This window comes from Ruegeria sp. AH7, from assembly GCF_056541325.1.
The window spans coordinates 552547-572839 of sequence record NZ_JBQFYF010000001.1 but is presented as its reverse complement, the minus strand read 5'-3'; the positions used below and the strand labels follow the sequence as shown (position 1 = coordinate 572839).

Here is a 20293-nt window from a genome sequence, read left to right as displayed (position 1 = left end):
ATCGCATGGCTGCATTTCATCGCACCTGTCTCCGTCTTACCTGGTTCATTTGACGCATTTGCCTGTTGGCCGTTAGGTTTGGCCATGCGCTTTGTCCTGTTGTGCCTCAGCCTGACGCTCACCGCCACCCCTTCCGGGTCGCAAGAGGCCATCGGCCTCGCCGCCCCGTCCGAGGTGACAGACACCGGCCTGTTGCAACATATTCTTCCACGCTTTTCGCTCAAGACCGGGATACGGGTTATTGCGGACGAAAGCGGTGTTATGTCGCTGACGGCGGGTCCAACTGGTGATCCGGTCTTTGCCCGCGAAGGTGTGATCTACCATCTGAGCATTCAGGACGACCCCCGGCAGGCCCGATTCCGGGATTGGCTGACATCCGACATCGGGAAACGCACAGTCGAAAGCTTTGCGCCTGATCAGGGCGCGCCCTTTAGCGCCAGTTTTGAGGTCGCCGTCACCGGTAGCGTAACGACAACCGATGGTGACGTGACCCTGGGCGAAGAACTTTCGATGACCCATTGTGGCCGCTGTCACGTGATCGGTCCAAAAAACCGGATGAACGGGTTGGGCTCGACCCCCTCTTTTGCGGTTTTGCGCAGCCTTCCGGATTGGGATGAACGGTTTCAGGCCTTCTTTGCGCTGAACCCTCACCCTGCCTTCACTCAGATCGATGGGCTGACGCCGCCCTTTGATCCGGCGCGCCCATCGCCCATTCATCCGGTTGAGATGACATTGGACGACCTCGACGCCATCTTGGCCTTTGTTTCGATCATTGAAGCGGCGGATCTTGGCAAGCCGCTGCAGCATCAATGATCCTTCCGCTTGGAGAAATAGTCATCCGTCGTAATCACCCGAGGTTTGGGATTGGACTGGAACGGATTGTCCTCCATCTTGAATTGCGCGCCGACCCGGCAATTGTCGCACATCTGGATCATCCGTGCCTGTTCGGACGAGGCAAACATCGGATGCGTGCCCGAAAGCTTCTCCATGATGCGTTCCACCGTCGATTTCACGCCAAACAGGGCACCACATTCGACACAAGCAAAAGGTTCTTCTTCGTTCAACACCTGCTGAGACAGGGCCGTGTCGCTCAGATCCAGCTGCGGCACCAGTGTGACCGCATCCTCGGGGCAAATGTTCCGGCATAGGCCACATTGCAGGCAAGCATCCTGCTGAAAGTTCAGTTGCGGTTTGTCCGGATTGTCGATCAATGCCCCCGAGGGACACAGCGAAACACAGCTGAGACATAAGGTGCAGGCATCCGTATCCACCGCAACCGCACCATATGGGGCGTCCTCTGGCAAGGATAGCGGCTCTTCCATCATTGGGTTCAACGCTTGTGCCGCCAGCCGCGTGATCTGTCGGCGATTGCCAAGGGGCAACACAGGGTCTGTCAGCGGTGCCGGAACAGACTGCGCATATAGCAGATCAGACAACGCGTCCGGGTCGGCCTCATCAATAAAGCTCAGACCGGCATCTGTGGCGATGGCCGAAGCCAGCGCGAGTTCCCGATCCAGTGCATCCCGCTCAGTCGTTGGCGCAAGCAGGATGTCCACCCGCGCAAACCCGTGGGCCAGACCTGCCAACATCTCGGCATGGCCGAACCCTGAGATGACACTCAGCTCCATCGGGATCACATCGGCGGGCAGGCCACGGCCAAAACGCGCGGCCAACCGGATCATCTCAGCCCCATGGGCATCATGCACCAGCAAGCGCGGTGCACTGCCACCGGCCCGACGATAGGTGCGCGCCAGAACATGCATGCGAGACAGGATCGCGGATACCGGCGGATCCTCGTAGGTGATCGCGGTCGAAGGGCACAAGGCCGCGCAGGCCCCACAACCCGCACAGATCATCGGGTCGATTGCGACATGCTCTCCGGCTGGTGTGATCGCCCCGGTTGGGCAGATATCAAGGCAGTTGGTGCAGGCGACCTGTTCGGCGCGCGAATGGGCGCAGAGCGTTTCCTCAAGCCGCACATAGAGCGGTTTTTCAAACGTCCCCACCAGTTGCGCCGCGTCAAACGCCAGGCGCGCGACCGCCAACGGATCGCGCGGATCACCCCGCAGATACCCTTCGCGTTTGGCAGGGGCCTGAACCAGCGGCGTGCCACCTGCTAAATCAATCAGAATGTCACAGGCGGATCTGGCCCCATCACGCGGATCGGACCAGGCGAAAGCGCCGCGACCCCCAGGCTCCATTTGCTGCAGCTGGTCGATCCGCAGCGTAAATCCTCCCAACGCGCCAGTGACCGACCGCACCTGCCCCTGAACCACGTCAAAAGACCGGGTCGTGGGATGGCCACCATCAGTTGCCAGAACTGTCACGGCCAGCACGCCGGCCAGACGATCCGCGAGTTCAAATGCAACTTCGGAGGGTCCAATGATGCAGCAGGTCCCCTCGCTAATCACGTCCACGCTGGGTGTGATGGGCATCGGGATCAGGGCCTCAGCTGCCAGAGCAGCCATTTTAGGGGCCGCATCCTGCGCCTGCTCTGACCAGCCCGCGCGATCCCGGATGTCCACAAAAGCGGGCGATTCAACACTCAGATCCTCGGCCAGGTCCCGAAACACATCCTGCTCTTGCCCACAGGCAATCAGCACTGGATCCTCACCTGTCAGAAAATCGGCCACCAAACCAAGCTCGCGGGTGCACAATCCGGTGTGAACTTTCGAACACTCCAGATCGCAGGCGGATCCGATCCGCTCAGCATCTACGGGCTGTGACCCTTCACAATCGCAAAGTAAAAGCTTGGTAGTCATATCCCCTCCCCGACTTACTCGCCCCCCCACCGCACTGTAGGCTGTATTGCGGGTACGGCAATGTAAACGCCTAACCTCGGCAAAAATCAAACAGCGTTCACACGGGAATTTAGCGATTCCGGCCAATCGATAAATTCCCACATGAAAGGAAAACATCGAAATACGACTAAAGTCGCAGTGCAGGGGCTTGGCAGAACAACAGGTTGTGTACCATAGTGGACATGAGGCCAGGCATGGGAGAGCCTGCCGGGGAGGAGCCAGTGGCCAAGGCCGCAAGCTGTATCGAAATGCCAGTTGGCGTCATTGTGCGCAAAACGCCCGGGGTCACCCGCTGGGCCAAGTGGAATTGGCGCGCGGTCGCTGCCCTGCCGGGTGCAGGCCCTGCGGATTGGGTTGAACTGCGCCGCGAGGGTGATGCTGTCGAATATCACGCCGCCACCCTGCCATTGACCCTTTGGGTGGATGAGACTGAGGCCTACATGGTCAACCTGTCTGATGGGCAACCGTCGATCTATCTGGTTCTGCGCGATGCATTGGACGGGAAACGCCCGATGGATGCGGTGCTGATCACAGCCTCTCCGTTCGAAGGTCAGGACTATGCGGATACGGGTGAGGAACTGGTCGAGAAAATCCCGATGTCCGAAGGTTTGATTGCCTGGGTGCGCGATTTTACCTTGGAACATCACCGCGACGAGGTTTTCATCAAACGCCGCCGCGACAAGAAACGGACCGATCTGGTTGAGGATGGCAAAGGCGATGCGCGGATCCGGCAAGATTCAGACGTATACCGCGCGCCGCGGAGGGTTGTGCAATGACCCAGACCCGCGATTTCTGGTCCCGCCGCAAGGCTGCCGTTCAGGCCGAAGCTGAGGCCGAGGTCATTGCCGCAGAAGAACAGGTGATTGCCCTTCGGCAGGCCGAGTTGGAAGAAAAAAGCGATGCCGAGATATTGGCCGAGTTTAACCTGCCGGATCCTGATCACTTGCAGGCGGGCGATGATGTGTCGGGTTTCATGGCCAAAGCTGTGCCAGACCGTCTGCGCCGCCGCGCTCTGCGACGTCTTTGGCGGCTGAACCCGGTGCTGGCCAATGTGGATGGTCTTGTCGACTACGGCGAGGATTACACCGACGCCGCCTGCGTGGTTGAGAACCTGCAAACCGCGTATCAGGTTGGCAAAGGCATGCTGGCCCATGTCGAGGCGTTGGCGGCTGAGACCGAGGAAGATGAAATCGAGGCTGAGATTCAAGAGCCGGAGGATGAGCCTGAGGTCCAGCCAATCATGGCTGCGGAGTCAGCCCCGAAACCTGTCCCAATGGCCGAGCTCGATGCGGAGGACGAGATCACAGAGCTTCCCCCTGCCCCGCGTCGCATGAGATTTGAATTCGAAGGATAACGCATGACCGCAGATAACGCGCAAACACTGGATATCTCAGCCGAGGATCGGCTGCGCGCGGATTTCTACAATTTCCTCGGTCTGCTTCTGGCCGGTCCACCGGATCAATTGCTGCTGGACCAGATGGCGGGGCTAAGCGGCGATGAAACCGATCTGGGACAAGCCATTCAGGCGATGTCTCGCGTGGCCAAGGTTACCAAACCCGCCGCCGCCGAGCGCGAGTTCAACGCGCTGTTCATTGGCTTGGGGCGTGGCGAGTTGCTGCCCTATGCCAGCTTCTATCTGACAGGTTTCCTGAACGAAAAACCTTTGGCGCAACTGCGCAATGATATGGCCGTGCGCGGCATCACTCGGGCGCAAAACGTGTTCGAACCCGAAGACAATATCGCCTCATTGATGGAGATGATGGCAGGCATGATCGTTGGACGCTTTGGAGCGCCTGCCTCGTTGGATGACCAGAAAGCGTTCTGGAACAAACATATCGGCCCCTGGGCCGCGCATTTCTATTCGGATTTGGAAGCCGCTGAAAACTCGGTTCTCTATGCTTCGGTCGGTACTGCCGGTCGGGTGTTCATGGAGATCGAGCGCGAGGCTTTCCGAATGACGGCGGCATAACCCGCCACTCGCCAGCGCCCGAATTGGCGCTAGATCGCAAATGGGAGAGGAGACACCCATGAGCAAGACCAAGGAAGAAGGCGCAACGCGCCGCGACTTCCTGAAACTGGCCGGAACCGCAGCGCCTGCTGCTGTTGCCGCTGCCAGCCTGAGCGGTCAAGCCGAAGCAGCCGAGCTGCCGACGGACGAGACCCGTATGCAGGACACCGCGCATACCCGCGCGTATCTGGAAAGCGCGCGCTTCTAAGCCGCCTCGACTGCGCCCGGCCTAGCCGCCGGACGATGTCACCACCCGACTGACGGTTGCGATTGGCCCTGACGTCGGTATCAACAGTACCAAGCCAGCCATGATCATCATGGCCAGCAAGGGAGGAAAACAATGCTTAGGAAAAAGACCAACGGGGTTGCGAGACGCCCCCAGCGGACAAGTATCCTGTCCCAGGTCGGCGAGAAAACCGTCGATCGCCGCGCATTCCTGCGTGGCTCGGGCCTGACGATCGGCGGCCTCGCCGCGATCAGCGCCACGGGTGGAACCGTGACGCCAGCCAGTGCCCAGACAGCGGCGAACCAGGCCGTTGAAAACATCAAATCCGTATGCACCCACTGCTCGGTCGGCTGTACGGTTGTTGCCGAAGTGCAGAACGGTGTTTGGGTCGGGCAGGAACCCGGCTGGGACAGCCCGTTCAACCTGGGTGCGCACTGCGCCAAAGGGGCCTCGGTCCGCGAGCACGCCCACGGCGAACGCCGCCTCAAGTATCCGATGAAAAAGGAAGGCGGGGAATGGAAACGCATCAGCTGGGAACAGGCGATCGACGAGATCGGCGACGGCATGATGAACATCCGCGAAGAATCTGGGCCGGACAGCGTGTACTGGCTGGGATCCGCGAAACATAACAACGAACAGGCCTATCTGTTCCGCAAGTTCGCCGCCTACTGGGGCACGAACAACGTGGACCATCAGGCCCGTATCTGCCACTCGACCACTGTTGCGGGCGTTGCGAATACATGGGGCTACGGCGCCATGACCAATTCGTACAATGACATCCACAACTCTCGGGCCATCTTCATCATAGGCGGCAACCCGGCCGAGGCGCACCCCGTCTCGCTGCTGCATGTTCTGCGCGCGAAAGAGCAGAACAACGCCCCGCTGATCGTCTGCGACCCGCGCTTTACGCGCACCGCGGCGCATGCGGATGAGTATGTGCGGTTCCGTCCCGGCACAGACGTTGCTCTGATCTGGGGTATCCTTTGGCACATCTTCGACAACGGTTGGGAGGACAAAGAGTTCATCCGCACCCGTGTCTGGGGGATGGACCAGATTCGCACCGAGGTTGCCAACTGGAACCCGGAAGAAACCGAGCGTGTCACCGGTGTTCCCGGCTCTCAGCTCAAGCGCGTTGCCCGGACAATGGTCAACAACCGCCCCGGCACCGTGATCTGGTGCATGGGTGGAACGCAGCACACCAACGGGAACAACAACACCCGCGCCTATTGCGTGCTCCAGCTTGCGCTGGGCAACATGGGCACGTCGGGTGGTGGCACCAACATCTTCCGCGGCCATGACAACGTGCAGGGCGCGACGGACCTTGGTGTTCTGTCCCATACCCTGCCCGGCTATTATGGCCTTTCGAAAGGGGCTTGGGGTCACTGGGCCCGTGTCTGGGGTGAAGATCCCGAATGGCTGGCAGGTCAGTTCGCGACGATCAAGGACAAGGACGGCAAGGATAAACCGCTGCAGAATGAGCGCGGCATTCCTGTTTCCCGCTGGATCGACGGTGTTCTGGAAGACCCGGCCAACATGGATCAGGACAACAACGTCCGCGCCATGGTTCTGTGGGGCCACGCGCCCAACTCGCAGACCCGGATGACGGAAATGAAAACGGCGATGGAGAAGCTGGACATGCTGGTCGTGATCGACCCGTATCCCACCGTCTCGGCCGTGCTGCATGACCGCACCGATGGCGTCTATCTGTTGCCAGCCTGTACGCAGTTCGAAACCCGTGGCTCTGTCACCGCCTCGAACCGCTCGCTCCAGTGGCGCGACAAGGTTGTGGATCCGCTGTTCGAAAGCCTGCCGGACGAGGTCATCATGGCCAAGTTCGCCAACAAGTTCGGCTGGGCGGATCGGTTGTTCCGCAATATCGAGATGGACGACCCGGAAACCCCGAATGTTGAAAGCATCACGCGTGAGTTCAACGCCGGTCTCTGGACCATCGGCTACACCGGTCAGTCGCCAGAGCGCCTGAAAAGCCATATGGCCAATCAGCACACGTTCGACAGAACCACGCTGCAAGCCATTGGTGGGCCCAACGACGGCGAGTATTACGGTCTGCCCTGGCCTTGCTGGGGAACGCCGGAGATGGGTCATACGGGGACACCAAACCTCTATGACATGTCCAAGCCGGTGGCCGAAGGTGGCCTGACCTTCCGCGCTCGGTTCGGGGTGGAACGGGACGGCGACAACCTGCTGGCCGAAGGGGTCTATAGCGTTGGATCGGAAATTCAGGATGGCTATCCCGAATTCACGATGCAAATGCTGATGGACCTTGGCTGGGACGGTGATCTGACGGCTGAGGAACGTGCAGCCATCGACGCCGTTGCAGGACCAGAGACCAACTGGAAAACCGACCTGTCTGGCGGTATCCAGCGGGTGGCGATCGAGCATGGCTGTGCGCCTTTCGGGAACGCCAAAGCCCGCGCGGTTGTCTGGACCTTCCCGGATCCGATCCCACTGCACCGCGAGCCGCTTTATACAAACCGGCGTGATCTGGTGGCAGACTATCCAACCTACGAGGACCGTCAGGCCTATCGCCTGCCTACCCTTTATGCTTCGATCCAGAAGAACGACTTTTCAAAGGATTACCCGATAATCCTCACGTCAGGTCGTCTGGTCGAATATGAAGGCGGTGGGGATGAGACACGGTCGAACCCGTGGCTGGCCGAGCTTCAGCAGGACATGTTCGTCGAGATCAATCCGCGCGATGCCAACAACCTTGGTATTCGCGACGGATCACAGGTCTGGGTCGAAGGTCCTGAGGGCGGCAAGGTTAAGGTGATGGCGATGCTGACCAATAGGGTCGGTGCCGGTGTGGCCTTCATGCCGTTCCACTTTGGTGGCCATTTCCAGGGCGAGGACCTGAGGGAGAAGTACCCCAAAGGTGCCGATCCCTATGTACTGGGTGAAAGTACAAACACCGCCCAGACCTATGGCTACGATTCAGTGACCCAGATGCAGGAGACCAAAGCGACTCTCTGCAAGATCTGGGCAGCGTAAGGAGGAGAAGAGAAAATGGCAGCAAGAGCAAAATTTCTCTGCGACGCCGAACGCTGCATCGAGTGCAATGCCTGCGTCACCGCGTGTAAGAACGAGCACGAGGTGCCGTGGGGCGTGAACCGCCGCAGGGTGGTGACGATCAATGACGGCGACCCGGGCGAACGCTCGATCTCGGTGGCCTGTATGCATTGTTCAGACGCGCCCTGCATGGCGGTGTGCCCGGTCGACTGCTTCTATCAGAACGAAGAAGGGGTCGTCCTGCATTCCAAAGACCTGTGCATTGGCTGTGGCTATTGCTTCTACGCGTGCCCGTTCGGCGCGCCGCAATACCCACAGGCAGGCAACTTCGGATCGCGCGGCAAGATGGACAAATGTACCTTCTGCGCCGGCGGCCCCGAGGAAACGCACTCGACCGCAGAGTTCGCCAAATATGGTCGCAACCGGATCGCCGAGGGCAAACTGCCCATCTGTGCCGAGATGTGTTCCACCAAGGCCCTGCTTGCCGGTGACGGCGACGTGGTCTCGGCCATCTACCGCGAGCGCGTCGTCGCGCGCGGGTTTGGCTCGGGCGCGTGGGGTTGGGGCACCGCCTACGACCAGAAAGACGGTTAAGACCGCTTTCATGAACCAAACAGGCGACCCGCACCCGTGGGTCGCCTGATCTGGAATTTTGACCGAGGTTCAGATGTTCCGCTTACTCATCGCATTGCTTTTGACCATTGGGATGGCTCAAGCCGTCGTCGCACAAACCGACGAGACCGAGGCGCCAGCCATCACAAATGAACGCACCTCGACCGGGGGTGCGTCAACGCTCGAAGATATCCTAGCCCGCCAGCGCGGCGAAAAAGTGGACAATAGTTTTCGATCGGAGAACACCGGCCAGGGCAACGTCGAAGGGCTGTTGGGGCAGTTTGGACCCAGCGGCGTATCCTCGGACAGCGATGTTTACCGCGCACTGCGCTTTGGGTCGGCAGATGTCACCGTGTCATCTCGCGGCCCGGCAGACAGTGTTCTAATACAAGACGGCGGGATGTGGTGGTGGCAATTCCGCACCGGACCTTTGCGCGAATACGGCACCTATATCATCGCCGGAATGCTGGGTCTGATCCTGCTCTTCTTCCTGATCCGCGGCCGCATTCGCATAGATGGTGAAAAAACGGGCCGAACGGTTACGCGTTTCAAAAGCTTCGAACGCTTTGGTCATTGGCTTTTTGCCGGATCCTTTATCATCCTCGGAATAACCGGATTACTCACCCTCTATGGTCGCGACGTCCTGATCCCGATTTTTGGCAGGGAAGGGTTTGCGGTGATCGCCCAAGGGTGCAAATGGCTGCACAATAACCTGGCCTGGGCCTTTATGCTGGGTCTGGTCATCGTCACGGTGAACTGGATTTCACATAACATTCCAAACCGGACCGACCTGAAATGGCTCGCCGCCGGAGGGGGACTGTTCACCAAGGGCAGCCATCCGCCCGCTAAGAAGTTCAATGCAGGCCAAAAGATCATCTTTTGGGCCTGCATATTGCTGGGCACCTCAATCAGCCTGTCCGGTCTATCTTTGCTGTTCCCCTTCGAATTGCCAATGTTCGCCAAGACATTCGCCGTTGCCAATTCAACCGGCATTCCGCAGGCTTTGGGCCTGAGCCTGCCCGTCCAGATGTCACCGCAGGAAGAGATGCAATACGCTCAGGTCTGGCATGTCATGGTTGCCTATGTGTTCATCGCGATCATCGTGGCGCATATCTACCTTGGCTCCATCGGCATGGAGGGTGCGTTTGACGCCATGGGCACCGGTGAAGTCGAGGAGCAATGGGCGCGCGAGCACCACTCGCTGTGGTTGGAAGAGGTGCAGGAAAAAGAGGCCAGCAAGGCGGCGGCCTCACCCGCAGAATAGATGCGCGCGCTGGTTCTGGTTATTGCTCTGATCCCCCTTCCTGCTTGGGCTGATTTCTTCACGCTTAAGGGGCATGGTGGCCCCATCATGGGAATTGCCACCGCATCGGATGGTCGGATCGCGACGGCCAGTTTCGACAATTCAGTCGGGCTGTGGTTAGACCAGACACCCAAATGGCTGGAGGGCCACGAAGCGGCGGTCAATGCGGTCGTGTTCAACGGCACCGCGATCTATTCAGCCGGGGACGATTTCACTCTGCGCCGCTGGCCGGGCGGAAAAATCGTTGGCCAGCACAAAGGCAAGATCGTCGGCATCGCAGCCTCAAAAACGCATGTGGCCACCGCCAGTTGGGATGGCACCATAGGCGTTTGGCCTGTTGACGGGTCAGACGCAATTCTGCTTGGACCAACCGGCAGCGGGGTAAATGCGGTGGCGTTCTCGCGCGATGGTACACAGCTTTATTCTGCCGGGGTCGATGGCAGCCTGCGGAAATGGGATGTCTTCGACGGGGAAGAGGCACAGCGATTGGTCGAACATGGGTTCGGCCTGAACGAGTTGATCCTGAACGAAGATGACGGCTGGATCGCCTATGGCGCGGTCGATGGCGTAACCCGCATCCGCGATCTGTCAACAGGTGCGGAACGGGATTTCACACTGGATCGCCGCCCAATACTGGCCCTTGCCCTCAACCCAGATCGCTCGCTTTTGGCTGTCGGTGACGGTGAAGGCTATATCATGGTGATCGACACGGAAAAATGGCGCATCGCCAGCGATTTCCGCGCTACCCTGCGCGGCCCGGTCTGGGCCTTGGCGTTTTCAACAGATGGGCAGAATATCCATGCCGGCGGCATTGATGAGGCCATGTATAGCTGGCCGGTGTCTGCCCTTGGTGACCAGGAACAAATGGCAGCAGCCGAGCCCAGCTTTCTGAAAGACCCCACAGAGATGGACAATGGAGAGCGCCAATTTGCCCGCAAATGCTCGATCTGCCATAGCCTAACACCCGATGGGCAACGCCGAGCAGGACCTACGCTGCATGGTATCTTTGGGCGACAAGCCGGCACCCTACCTGGCTATTTCTACTCGGAAACGCTGCAAGACTCTGATATCATTTGGAATGACGAGACGATAAACGTCCTTTTCGACGTGGGGCCAGACCACTACATTCCAGGGTCAAAGATGCCGATGCAGCGGATCACGCAAGAGCAAGACCGGGACGACCTGATTGCTTTCCTGCGCCGAGCAACGGTTGATCGAAACTGAACCGGAGGAGACCATGAAAGCCTTTCTTACCGCCTTGGCCGCGATGGTCGTCATCACCGTTGCCGCCCCCTACACGCTGGACCAGATGGGTTTCAGCGCGGAAGAAGCCACCTCTGGCGCAGCTGTACGTCTGGATTAAATGTCCGAATATCTGACCACCAAGGAACTGGCCGACCTGCTTCGGATCGGCGAGCGTAAGGCCTACGATCTTGCCTCATCGGGTGAGCTGCCTTGCGTCCGCGCCATGGGCAAGCTGCTGTTTCCCCGGGCCGAGGTCATCGCCTGGCTCAACGCCTCACGGTCGGGCCCGCATGTGACCGAACCACCCCTGCCCCCAATTGTCGCCGGTAGCCACGACCCCTTGCTGGACTGGGCGCTGCGCGAAAGCGGATCGGGGCTGGCGACCTACTACGACGGTTCCTTCGACGGTCTGACCCGGCTTGCCGAGCGCAGCGCGCAGGCCGCTGTCTTGCATATCCACGAAGAACACGGGTTCAACACCCAATCCTTACGCGACACGCTGGGCGAGGCGCCTGTTGTTCTTGTCGAGGTCGCGCAGCGCCAACGGGGTCTGCTTCTTGCACCGGGAACCTCAGGTATCGCGGGTTTTGCTGATCTCAAAGGCCGACGCGTTATCTTGCGTCAGGACAGTGCAGCCAGTCAGCGCTTGTTCGATGCCCAGCTTGAAGCTCATGACATGACACGGGATGATCTGGACGCCCTGCCAAACTGCGCCCGCACCGAAGAAGAGCTGGCCATCACCCTGCATGATGGTAAAGCCGAGGCAGGTTTTGGCCTCGGGGCTTTGGCCGGCCTCTACAACCTTGGATTTTCACCGACCCATTCCGAAAGATTGGATCTGGCGATCTGGCGGCGCGCTTACTTTGATGCGCCCATGCAGAAACTGCTGCGCTTTCTGCGCTCAGACCCGTTCAAAGCCCGCGCATCCGAGTTTGGCGGCTACGACCTGACCGGACTTGGACAGGTCCACCACAATGGCTCCAGCGGCTAGGGACTGATCCTATAAAGGACAGTCTAGCCACAAGTCCATTCAGCGCGCGTTGGGAAAGAACACCTGCTGCCCTTGCAAGCGGTATGACTCGATGGCCATTTGTCCGTCCGGCCCCGTCAGCCAATCGACAAACCTCTGCCCGGCCTTGGCCCGCACTTTGGGATGTTTGTCCGGATTCACAAGGATCACCCCATATTGGTTGAACAGGCGCGGGTCTCCCTCGACCAAAATCTCAAGATCGCCCTGATTGCCAAAGGACAACCATGTCGCCCGATCTGTCAGCGTATACGCCCCCATACCGCTGGCCACATTCAGAGTCGCCCCCATGCCCGAGCCAGTTTCACGGTACCAGGTGCCAGACGCCTGCGTCGGATCAATGCCGGTATCCGCCCAATGCCCCATCTCGGCCTTATGCGTGCCGCTGTCATCCCCGCGCGAGACAAACACGGCACTTGCCGCTTCGATCGCCTTGAGCGCGGACAGAATGTCTGACCCACCTTTCACGCCAGCAGGGTCCGATTTTGGCCCGACCAGCACAAAGTCATTATACATCAAATCAAACCGCTCAACGCCCCAGCCATCGGCCACGAACTTCTCTTCCGCTGGTTTGGCATGCACCAGCAATACGTCGCCATCCCCATTGATCGCGTTGCGAATGGCCTGTCCGGTGCCGACAGCAACGACACGCACATCGATCCCGGTCTCAGCCTCAAAGCCGGGAAGGATATAATCCAGCAGGCCCGAATTCTGCGTCGAGGTTGTCGACTGCACAATGATGAACGGCTCCTCTGCAAAGCCCGCACCTGCCATCAGGCCAAGCCCCACTACCGCTGCGCGCAATACTGCCCGAACCATCATGATCTCCGATTTGTTGTTAGGTCACCAAGCCGCCCGCCAGATAACGGCGAGAGGCTTCACTTTCTGGGGAATCCAAAACCTGTTTGGCAGGTCCGTGTTCAACCACACGACCGCCTTGCATCATGACAATATTTGCTGCCAACCGCCGCGCCTGACCAATGTCATGTGTCACCATGACAATTCGCACGCCGCGTGACGACGCCCGCAGGATCATGCGTTCGATCATCTGCGTCGCGTTTGGGTCCAATGCGCTTGTGGGCTCATCCAGAAACAAGGTTTCGGGCGTCGCCGCCAGCGCGCGCAAGATCGCAAGACGCTGCGCCTCACCACCTGACAGAGAACGCGCGGACTGCCGCGCTTTGCCTTCAAGCCCGCCTTCGGCCAACAATTCGACAATCCGCGCCTTGCGCGCTGCGCGTTTCAGGCCCTGACGCCTGAGCACAAAATCCAGATTGGCTGACACCGAACGCCGCAGAAGAACCGGCTGCTGAAACACCATGGCCTGCCTGGCCATGTGATCGGCGTTCAACGCTTCATTATCCTGCAACACTCGCCCCTGATCTGGCGAGATCAGCCCGTGCAAACACCGTAGCAGCAGGCTCTTACCCGCCCCGTTTGGGCCCAACAGCAAAGTTGGTCCCGGCCCATCCAGAACCAGATTGGAAACATCCAGCAAGGCGGAGCCATTGCGGCGGATTTGTACATCGCGCACCTGCAGGCAATTTGTCATTTCCGACACCAGATCACGCATGGCGCAACCCTTCCTGCTCGGCCCGCAGGCTGGCCGCGCTGACCATGGCATTCACGGCCACCGCAATCCCGATCAGGATCGCCCCCAAAGCCAGCGCCAACGCCAGGTTGCCTTTCGAGGTTTCAAGCGCAATCGTCGTGGTCATCACCCGCGTCACGTGGTTGATGTTGCCCCCAACGATGATCACGGCCCCAACCTCGGCAATCGCACGGCCAAATCCGGCCAGCAGCGCCGTGACCAAAGCAAGGCGTGCATCCCAGAGCAAAACCGGAACCGACGCCAAACGCGATACGCCAAGAGAGCGCAGCTGTTCCGAATACTCCTCGGCCAGCATCTCAACCACTTGCCGGGTCAGCGCGGCGACGATGGGGGTCACCAGAACCACTTGTGCGATGATCATAGCGGTTGGGGTATAAAGCAGTTCCAACACGCCCAAGGGCCCCGAGCGTGAGAGCATCAGATATACCAACAGCCCAACCACCACAGGCGGAAAGCCCATGAGCGCATTCATCAACACAATCAAAACCCGCCGCCCGGGGAACCGTGCCACCGCCAAAGCCGCCCCAATGGGCATCCCGATCAGTGCGGAAATCAGCACGGCAAACAGGGAAACTTGCAGAGACAAAAGCACAATCGCCCAAAGCTCTGCATCCCCGTTGAGGATCAGACCCATCGCCATCCTGAATTCTGATGCAAATCCTTGCATTTTACCCCATCATCCAAGTTAATTCGGATGAAATGCGAAATTCTACAGGTGAATACTAACCTGATTTGACCCCGAGTACACGCACAATTCCAACAGTCGGCACAAAAAAACGCGGCCCCAATTTGGGACCGCGCTAAAACGACTTCGAGGATGAATTACCTTAGTTCAAGGCTGCATCAGTGATCTGGTGTGTCCAGGCCCCTTCGGGCTGTTTGGTGATGACCGGATCAGACCCGCCTGCCAGCAATGTGCCCACAGTCCTCTCAAAATCCGCCGGGTCCAGCGCACCATTCGAACCAGCGGTCAGCTTGGCAATCTCACCCATCATACGCTTCTGATGTTCTTCGGTTTGCGCACCGGTTGCGTCATTGTCCAAAACGATCAGAGCGGCCTCTTCCGGGTTCTCCTCGGCATATTTCCAGCCTTTCATCGAGGCGCGCACGAAACGCTGCATTTTGTCCACGAAAGCCGTGTCGCTCAGGTTCTCTTCCAGCACGTACAGACCGTCTTCCAAAGTCGCGACGCCCTGATCTTCGTACTTGAACGTTACCAGCTCATCCGGGCTGACACCCGCATCGATGACCTGCCAGTATTCATTGTAGGTCATGGTGCTGATGCAATCGGCCTGACGCTGCAGCAAAGGATCAACGTTGAATCCCTGTTTCAGGACCTCGACACCGTTCTCGCTTTTGCCGCCGGTATCGATGCCCAAGCTGCTCATCCAGCTCATGAACGGGAATTCATTGCCAAAGAACCAGACACCCAGGGTGCGGTTTTTCAGATCCTCGGGCGAGGCAATTCCGGCATCCTTCCAGCAGGTCAGCATCATGCCCGAGCTTTTGAAAGGCTGCGCAATATTAACCAAAGGCAGACCCTTTTCGCGCGCGGCCAAAGCGGCAGGCATCCATTCGACGGTCACATCTGCCCCGCCACCGGCGATCACCTGCGTTGGCGCAATATCAGGGCCACCCGGCAGAATGGTCACGTCCAGATCTTCTTCCTCATAGAACCCCTTGTCCTTCGCCACATAGTAGCCCGCGAACTGGGCCTGCGTGACCCATTTCAACTGCAGGTTCACTTCATCTGCGGCCATTGATGCGCTGGCGGCCAGGCTAAAGGCGGCAACCGCCCCGCTGAGTAGCTTTTTCATCTTCATCTTCTCCTAGTTGCTTTGTGTGCCCCGTTTTCGAGGTCTGTTCAGTCTTCTTTTTGTTATCCGCGTTGTGAGGGGTGCCAGAAGGTCACCACCTTTTCGATACCTGCCACCAATGTATAGAACACCGTACCCGCCATGGCCGCCACTGCAATCTCGGCCCAGACCAGATCGATCGACAGGCTGCCCACCCCGGTCGAAATCCGAAAGCCCATGCCGCGCGTGGGCGATCCGAAGTATTCGGCGACAATCGCCCCGATCAGCGCCAGTGTTGTAGCAATCTTGAGCCCGTTGAAAATGAACGGCATCGCCGCAGGCAGACGCAGCTTGATCAGGGTCTGCATATAACTGGCCGCATAGGTGCGCATCAGATCACGCTGCATGGAGTCCGCCTCGCGCAGGCCCTGTACCGTGTTCACAAGGATCGGAAAGAACACCATTACGACGACCACGGCCGCTTTGGATTGCCAGTCGAACCCGAACCAGCTGACCAGAATGGGCGCAATCCCCACGATGGGCAGAGCCGCGACAAAATTCCCGATGGGCAGCAACCCGCGTGTCAGAAACACCGACCGGTCGATAAGGATAGCGGTCAGAAAAGCTGCGGTACTTCCGATGGCAAACCCGGTGAAAGCACCCTTGAAGACGGTCTGGGTAAAGTCCTGCCACAGAATATCGGTCGAGTTCGCAAAGGTCTGCGCCACCATAGACGGCGGCGGCAGGATCACGGGTGAGACGTTCAGCCCGCGCACCAGACCTTCCCACAAGATCAGCAGTGTGACACCAAACAGCACAGGCACAAAGACCCGAACGCCCTTGGAATCGCAATAGATCGACCGCGCCAACCATGCATTCAGCCACCAGGCTCCGGCCCAGAAAATCAGCGCAAAGATCAACCAGCTCATATGCTCATCCCCATGCGCTTCAGGGTCACCCTTTGCAGCACATCCAGCAAGGTCACGAGTATGCCCGCTAGAATAGCCGCCGCGAACAGCGCTGCCCAGATGGCAAGCGGCGTGCCAAACTGATCCCCGATCAATATCCGCGCACCCAGACCCGAGATTGCGCCTGTCGGAAGTTCACCCACAATCGTTCCAACCAAAGCAGCCGCGATACCCACTTTCAGCGAGGTGAACAGATAGGGCACCGAGGACGGCAGACGCAGTTTCAGAAATGCCTGCAGACCGTTCGCGTTGTAGGTTCTCAGCAAATCCAATTGCGAAGCAGCTGGCGACCGCAACCCTTTGACCATCCCCACCAGAACCGGGAAGTAACACAGATAGGCCGAGATGATGGCCTTCGGAACACCGCGCCCTTCGATCCCAAGTTGCGAGCTTAGGACAATGATCATCGGCGCCAAAGCCACAATCGGGACTGTCTGGCTGATAATGGCCCAAGGCATCAGGCTCATGTCCACAACGCGGGAATAGACAATAGCGACGGCCCCGAGAATGCCGACAGCCGTGCCCAGAACAAAACCCCAAAGCGTCGATTGAAGGGTGATCCATCCGTGGTAGATGAGCGATCGCTTGGACATGGCTCGCCCGCGCATCGCCATTTCACCGGTGGTTTTCCAAAGCTCCTGGCCAACTTGGACCGGGGTTGGCAGGCGCGGTCGATCCAATTCATAACCCCGCGAGACATGCGAAGGGTTCTGCGCCATCAAAACCCAGGCCGACACCTGCTGGCGATCCCGTGATAGCTCGGGTGTCACTGTTTCCCCGGCGCGTTCCGCCTGATCCAGCGATACGCGGATATTCATCGGTGCCACGGCCAAACACCAAAGCACGACAATGGCCAACAGAACCGTTATCACTGCAAGAGCCTGCTTCATGCGCGCCACTCCATCCGGAACACCGGAACCGTGTCCGGGGGCACCGGGGGCTCCTCAGCTGTTACTTTGAACCCCTCACGCCAGTAGAACCTTTGCGCCGCTGTGTTGAGCGTATGCGTGGTCAACCAAAGAAAATCCCGCCCTTCCTTAGCCTTGTCGACAAAGTGTTTGCCAATTCCTTGCCCGGTTCGGCTGCAATAGAGCGCACCGATCTTCTGCTCTTTTGGGTCGACAGACATGTAGCAATCCACCGGTTCACCAGCGACCCAGATCTCACGCGCGTCAAACGCCTCACCAATCATTCCTGCCAATTGATCCACCGATAATTCCTCGGGCATCCACTCGGTCTGGCTGGCCCAGTCGTGAACCACGCGGGCGCATGCTTCCACATCCGCGGGCCTTGCGCGCCTGATCTGGACAGTGTCAATCATCATAGGAATGCCCTGCCCGCAGCCCGTCACGTACCCGGTGCGCGACCTCGATGAATTCCGGCGTATCGCGAATGTCCAACGGCCGTTCCTTGGGCAACGGGCTGTCAATCACATCCGTGATCCGCCCGGGCCGAGGGCTCATAACGACGATCTTGGTGCTAAGATATACGGCCTCAGGGATCGAGTGGGTAACGAACCCGATTGTCTTCTCGGTCCGTGCCCAAAGCGCCAGAAGCTGTTCGTTCAGGTGGTCCCGCACAATCTCATCCAGCGCCCCGAACGGTTCGTCCATCAGCAGGATATCGGCGTCAAAAGCCAAGGCGCGCGCGATACTGGCACGTTGTTGCATCCCACCGGATAGCTGCCACGGAAACTTCCCACCAAACCCTTCCAGATCAACCAGCTCCAAGACCTTCTTAACGCGCTCATCCTGTTCTGCGGCTGAGTATCCCATGATCTCAAGCGGCAGTTTGATGTTTTTGGCAATCGTCCGCCACGGGTACAAGCCGGCAGCCTGAAACACATACCCGTAAGCGCGCTTGCGCCGCGCTTCATCCGGGGTCATTCCGTTCACGCTCAACGTTCCGCCGGTCGGTGTTTCCAACGCCGCGATACAGCGGAGGAATGTGGTTTTACCGCAGCCAGACGGGCCAATGAAGCTGACAAAATCACCCTTATCGATGGTCAGATTCACATCTTTGAGGGCATGGATCGGGCCATCATTCGTCTGAAAGGTCAGGTCGAGTTGCCTTGCCTCGATCACGGGCTGGGTCTTACTTTCAGTAGTCATTCCATCGCCTTGAAAAGATTGAATTTGAGCCGCCACCGAACGGCTCATACAGATCACACACCAGACGCCGGAATACCCTTCCGCTCAATGGGTCGCGGTGCTGTCAGCTCTTTCCAAGTGCTCAGCGCTTTGTTCACATGTGTATTGGCTTCGCGCGAGACGAACTTTCCGTGCCCTTCTTGCGTCTGGATTTCCCCATCATGCACAGCAACCGCACCACGGGTCAGCGTGAATCGCGGCAATCCACGCACTTCCTTGCCTTCAAACACGTTGTAATCAATCGAAGATTGTTGCGTCTCGGCCGAGATCACCTTGGCCTTGTCGGGATCCCAAACCACCAGATCTGCATCTGCGTCGACCAGAACCGCACCTTTTTTTGGATAGCAATTCAATATCTTGGCGATATTTGTTGATGTAACAGCTACGAACTCATTCATAGTCAAACGCCCGGTATTCACCCCATGGGTCCAGAGCATCGGCATCCGATCCTCCAGCCCTCCGGTCCCGTTCGGGATTTTGGTGAAATCCCCCACGCCGTAGCGTTTTTGTTCGGTCGTAAAGGCGCAATGATCCGTGGCCACGACACTCAGAGTGCCCGATTGCAGACCGTTCCACAGACTATCTTGATGCTGCTTGTTCCGGAACGGAGGGCTCATGACCCGCCGCGCTGCATGTTCCCAGTCGTGGTGGAAATACTCGCTCTCATCCAAGGTCAGGTGCTGGATCAAAGGTTCCCCCCACACCCGCTTGCCCTGCATCTTCGCACGCCGAATAGCCTCATGCGCCTCTTCGCACGAGGTATGCACCACGTACAAAGGCACGCCCGCCATGTCGGCAATCATTATCGCGCGGTTGGTCGCCTCACCTTCCACCTGCGGCGGACGGGAATAGGCGTGTGCCTCGGGGCCGGTATTGCCCTCGGCCAGCAGCTTTGCGCTCAGCTCGGCCACCACGTCACCGTTCTCCGCATGCACCATCGCGGTACCACCTAACTCGGCCAAACGTTTGAACGAGGCAAACAACTCATCATCATTCACCATCAACGCGCCTTTATAGGCCATGAAATGCTTGAATGTATTGATGCCACGCGTCTCGATCACCGTCTTGATGTCGTCAAACACCTGCTCTCCCCACCAAGTCACCGCCATGTGGAACGAGTAGTCACAATTCGCCCGCGTCGATTTATTGTCCCAACGCTTGAGCGCATCCAGCAAGCTCTCACCCGGATTGGGAAGTGCGAAATCCACCACCATCGTGGTGCCACCAGCCAAAGCCGCGCGCGTGCCGCTTTCGAAATCGTCGCTGGAATAGGTCCCCATAAACGGCATCTCAAGATGCGTGTGCGGGTCGATCCCACCTGGCATCACGTAGCAACCCGAGGCGTCCAACTCTTTGTCGCCGCGCAGGTCCGGCCCAATCTCGGTGATCACACCGCCCTCAACTTTCACATCCGCCTTATAGGTCAGATCGGCGGTTACGATGGTCCCGTTCTTGATGACAGTACTCATTTCAAACTCCCTGTTGCGGTCTGCGCCGCTTGCTTCATCTGGCTAAAAA

21 protein-coding genes are annotated in these 20293 nt (G+C 58.7%); 11 read left to right on the top strand and 10 right to left on the bottom strand.

What is annotated here, in order from left to right:
• Positions 1–84 precede the first annotated feature (84 nt).
• Positions 85–813, top strand: coding sequence for a hypothetical protein (locus tag ACR0JX_RS02900; RefSeq protein WP_480541240.1), 729 nt, complete (start codon positions 85–87; stop codon positions 811–813).
• Here the strand turns inward: ACR0JX_RS02900 and ACR0JX_RS02895 are convergent.
• Positions 807–2762, bottom strand: coding sequence for a 4Fe-4S binding protein (locus tag ACR0JX_RS02895; protein WP_480541238.1), 1956 nt, complete (start codon positions 2760–2762; stop codon positions 807–809). The two genes, ACR0JX_RS02900 and ACR0JX_RS02895, sit on opposite strands and share 7 nt — an antisense overlap.
• 233 nt (positions 2763–2995) lie before the next feature.
• On the opposite strand from ACR0JX_RS02895, the gene ACR0JX_RS02890 reads away from it, so the two are divergent.
• The 10 genes from ACR0JX_RS02890 to ACR0JX_RS02845 all read left to right on the top strand — a co-directional run bounded on the left by ACR0JX_RS02890 (position 2996) and on the right by ACR0JX_RS02845 (position 12213).
• Entirely contained in the window at positions 2996–3577 is a 582-nt protein-coding gene (locus tag ACR0JX_RS02890) for a DUF3305 domain-containing protein (RefSeq protein ID WP_480541236.1), read from the top strand.
• Positions 3574–4155: a DUF3306 domain-containing protein gene (locus tag ACR0JX_RS02885; protein ID WP_480541234.1), complete on the top strand. Its 582-nt coding sequence runs from the start codon at positions 3574–3576 to the stop codon at positions 4153–4155. The genes ACR0JX_RS02890 and ACR0JX_RS02885 overlap by 4 nt, the downstream gene beginning before the upstream one ends.
• A 3-nt stretch (positions 4156–4158) precedes the next feature.
• Positions 4159–4770, top strand: a complete 612-nt coding sequence (locus ACR0JX_RS02880; RefSeq protein WP_480541232.1) for a TorD/DmsD family molecular chaperone — start codon at positions 4159–4161, stop codon at positions 4768–4770.
• A 58-nt stretch (positions 4771–4828) separates the two neighbouring features.
• The gene (locus ACR0JX_RS02875; protein WP_170376587.1) at positions 4829–5017 is read left to right on the top strand and encodes a ubiquinol-cytochrome c reductase iron-sulfur subunit N-terminal domain-containing protein; all 189 of its coding nucleotides are present in this window, start codon (positions 4829–4831) and stop codon (positions 5015–5017) included.
• A gap of 132 nt (positions 5018–5149) precedes the next feature.
• On the top strand, positions 5150–8044 hold the full coding sequence (locus ACR0JX_RS02870) for a formate dehydrogenase subunit alpha (protein ID WP_480541230.1): 2895 nt from the start codon (positions 5150–5152) through the stop codon (positions 8042–8044).
• 15 nt (positions 8045–8059) lie between these two features.
• Positions 8060–8656, top strand: a complete 597-nt coding sequence (gene fdh3B, locus ACR0JX_RS02865) for a formate dehydrogenase FDH3 subunit beta (protein ID WP_039530246.1) — start codon at positions 8060–8062, stop codon at positions 8654–8656.
• A 73-nt stretch (positions 8657–8729) separates the two neighbouring features.
• The gene (locus ACR0JX_RS02860) at positions 8730–9938 is read left to right on the top strand and encodes a formate dehydrogenase subunit gamma (protein ID WP_480541229.1); all 1209 of its coding nucleotides are present in this window, start codon (positions 8730–8732) and stop codon (positions 9936–9938) included.
• Positions 9939–11201, top strand: coding sequence for a c-type cytochrome (locus tag ACR0JX_RS02855; RefSeq protein ID WP_480541227.1), 1263 nt, complete (start codon positions 9939–9941; stop codon positions 11199–11201).
• A 13-nt stretch (positions 11202–11214) separates the two neighbouring features.
• The gene (locus ACR0JX_RS02850; protein WP_480541225.1) at positions 11215–11340 is read left to right on the top strand and encodes a hypothetical protein; all 126 of its coding nucleotides are present in this window, start codon (positions 11215–11217) and stop codon (positions 11338–11340) included.
• On the top strand, positions 11341–12213 hold the full coding sequence (locus tag ACR0JX_RS02845; protein ID WP_480541223.1) for a substrate-binding domain-containing protein: 873 nt from the start codon (positions 11341–11343) through the stop codon (positions 12211–12213).
• Positions 12214–12252: 39 nt separating this feature from the next.
• On the opposite strand, the gene ACR0JX_RS02840 is transcribed toward ACR0JX_RS02845, so the two are convergent.
• From ACR0JX_RS02840 to hydA, 9 genes are all read right to left on the bottom strand, one after another.
• A complete protein-coding gene (locus ACR0JX_RS02840) occupies positions 12253–13068 on the bottom strand; it encodes an ABC transporter substrate-binding protein (protein WP_480541221.1) in 816 nt (271 codons plus the stop codon).
• A gap of 19 nt (positions 13069–13087) precedes the next feature.
• A complete protein-coding gene (locus ACR0JX_RS02835) occupies positions 13088–13822 on the bottom strand; it encodes an ATP-binding cassette domain-containing protein (protein WP_480541219.1) in 735 nt (244 codons plus the stop codon).
• Positions 13815–14528 (bottom strand): ABC transporter permease, encoded by a 714-nt coding sequence (locus ACR0JX_RS02830; protein ID WP_353007800.1) that lies wholly within the window; start codon positions 14526–14528, stop codon positions 13815–13817. The genes ACR0JX_RS02835 and ACR0JX_RS02830 overlap by 8 nt, the downstream gene beginning before the upstream one ends.
• A 160-nt stretch (positions 14529–14688) precedes the next feature.
• Positions 14689–15678, bottom strand: a complete 990-nt coding sequence (locus ACR0JX_RS02825) for an ABC transporter substrate-binding protein (protein WP_480541217.1) — start codon at positions 15676–15678, stop codon at positions 14689–14691.
• A gap of 62 nt (positions 15679–15740) precedes the next feature.
• Positions 15741–16586 (bottom strand): ABC transporter permease, encoded by an 846-nt coding sequence (locus tag ACR0JX_RS02820; protein WP_480541215.1) that lies wholly within the window; start codon positions 16584–16586, stop codon positions 15741–15743.
• Positions 16583–17515 (bottom strand): ABC transporter permease, encoded by a 933-nt coding sequence (locus tag ACR0JX_RS02815; RefSeq protein WP_480541213.1) that lies wholly within the window; start codon positions 17513–17515, stop codon positions 16583–16585. The genes ACR0JX_RS02820 and ACR0JX_RS02815 overlap by 4 nt, the downstream gene beginning before the upstream one ends.
• Positions 17512–17949, bottom strand: a complete 438-nt coding sequence (locus ACR0JX_RS02810) for an N-acetyltransferase family protein (protein WP_480541211.1) — start codon at positions 17947–17949, stop codon at positions 17512–17514. The genes ACR0JX_RS02815 and ACR0JX_RS02810 overlap by 4 nt, the downstream gene beginning before the upstream one ends.
• Positions 17939–18736: an ABC transporter ATP-binding protein gene (locus tag ACR0JX_RS02805; RefSeq protein ID WP_480541209.1), complete on the bottom strand. Its 798-nt coding sequence runs from the start codon at positions 18734–18736 to the stop codon at positions 17939–17941. The genes ACR0JX_RS02810 and ACR0JX_RS02805 overlap by 11 nt, the downstream gene beginning before the upstream one ends.
• Before the next feature lie 53 nt (positions 18737–18789).
• A complete protein-coding gene (gene hydA / locus ACR0JX_RS02800; RefSeq protein WP_480541207.1) occupies positions 18790–20244 on the bottom strand; it encodes a dihydropyrimidinase in 1455 nt (484 codons plus the stop codon).
• Between the last annotated feature and the right edge of the window lie 49 nt (positions 20245–20293).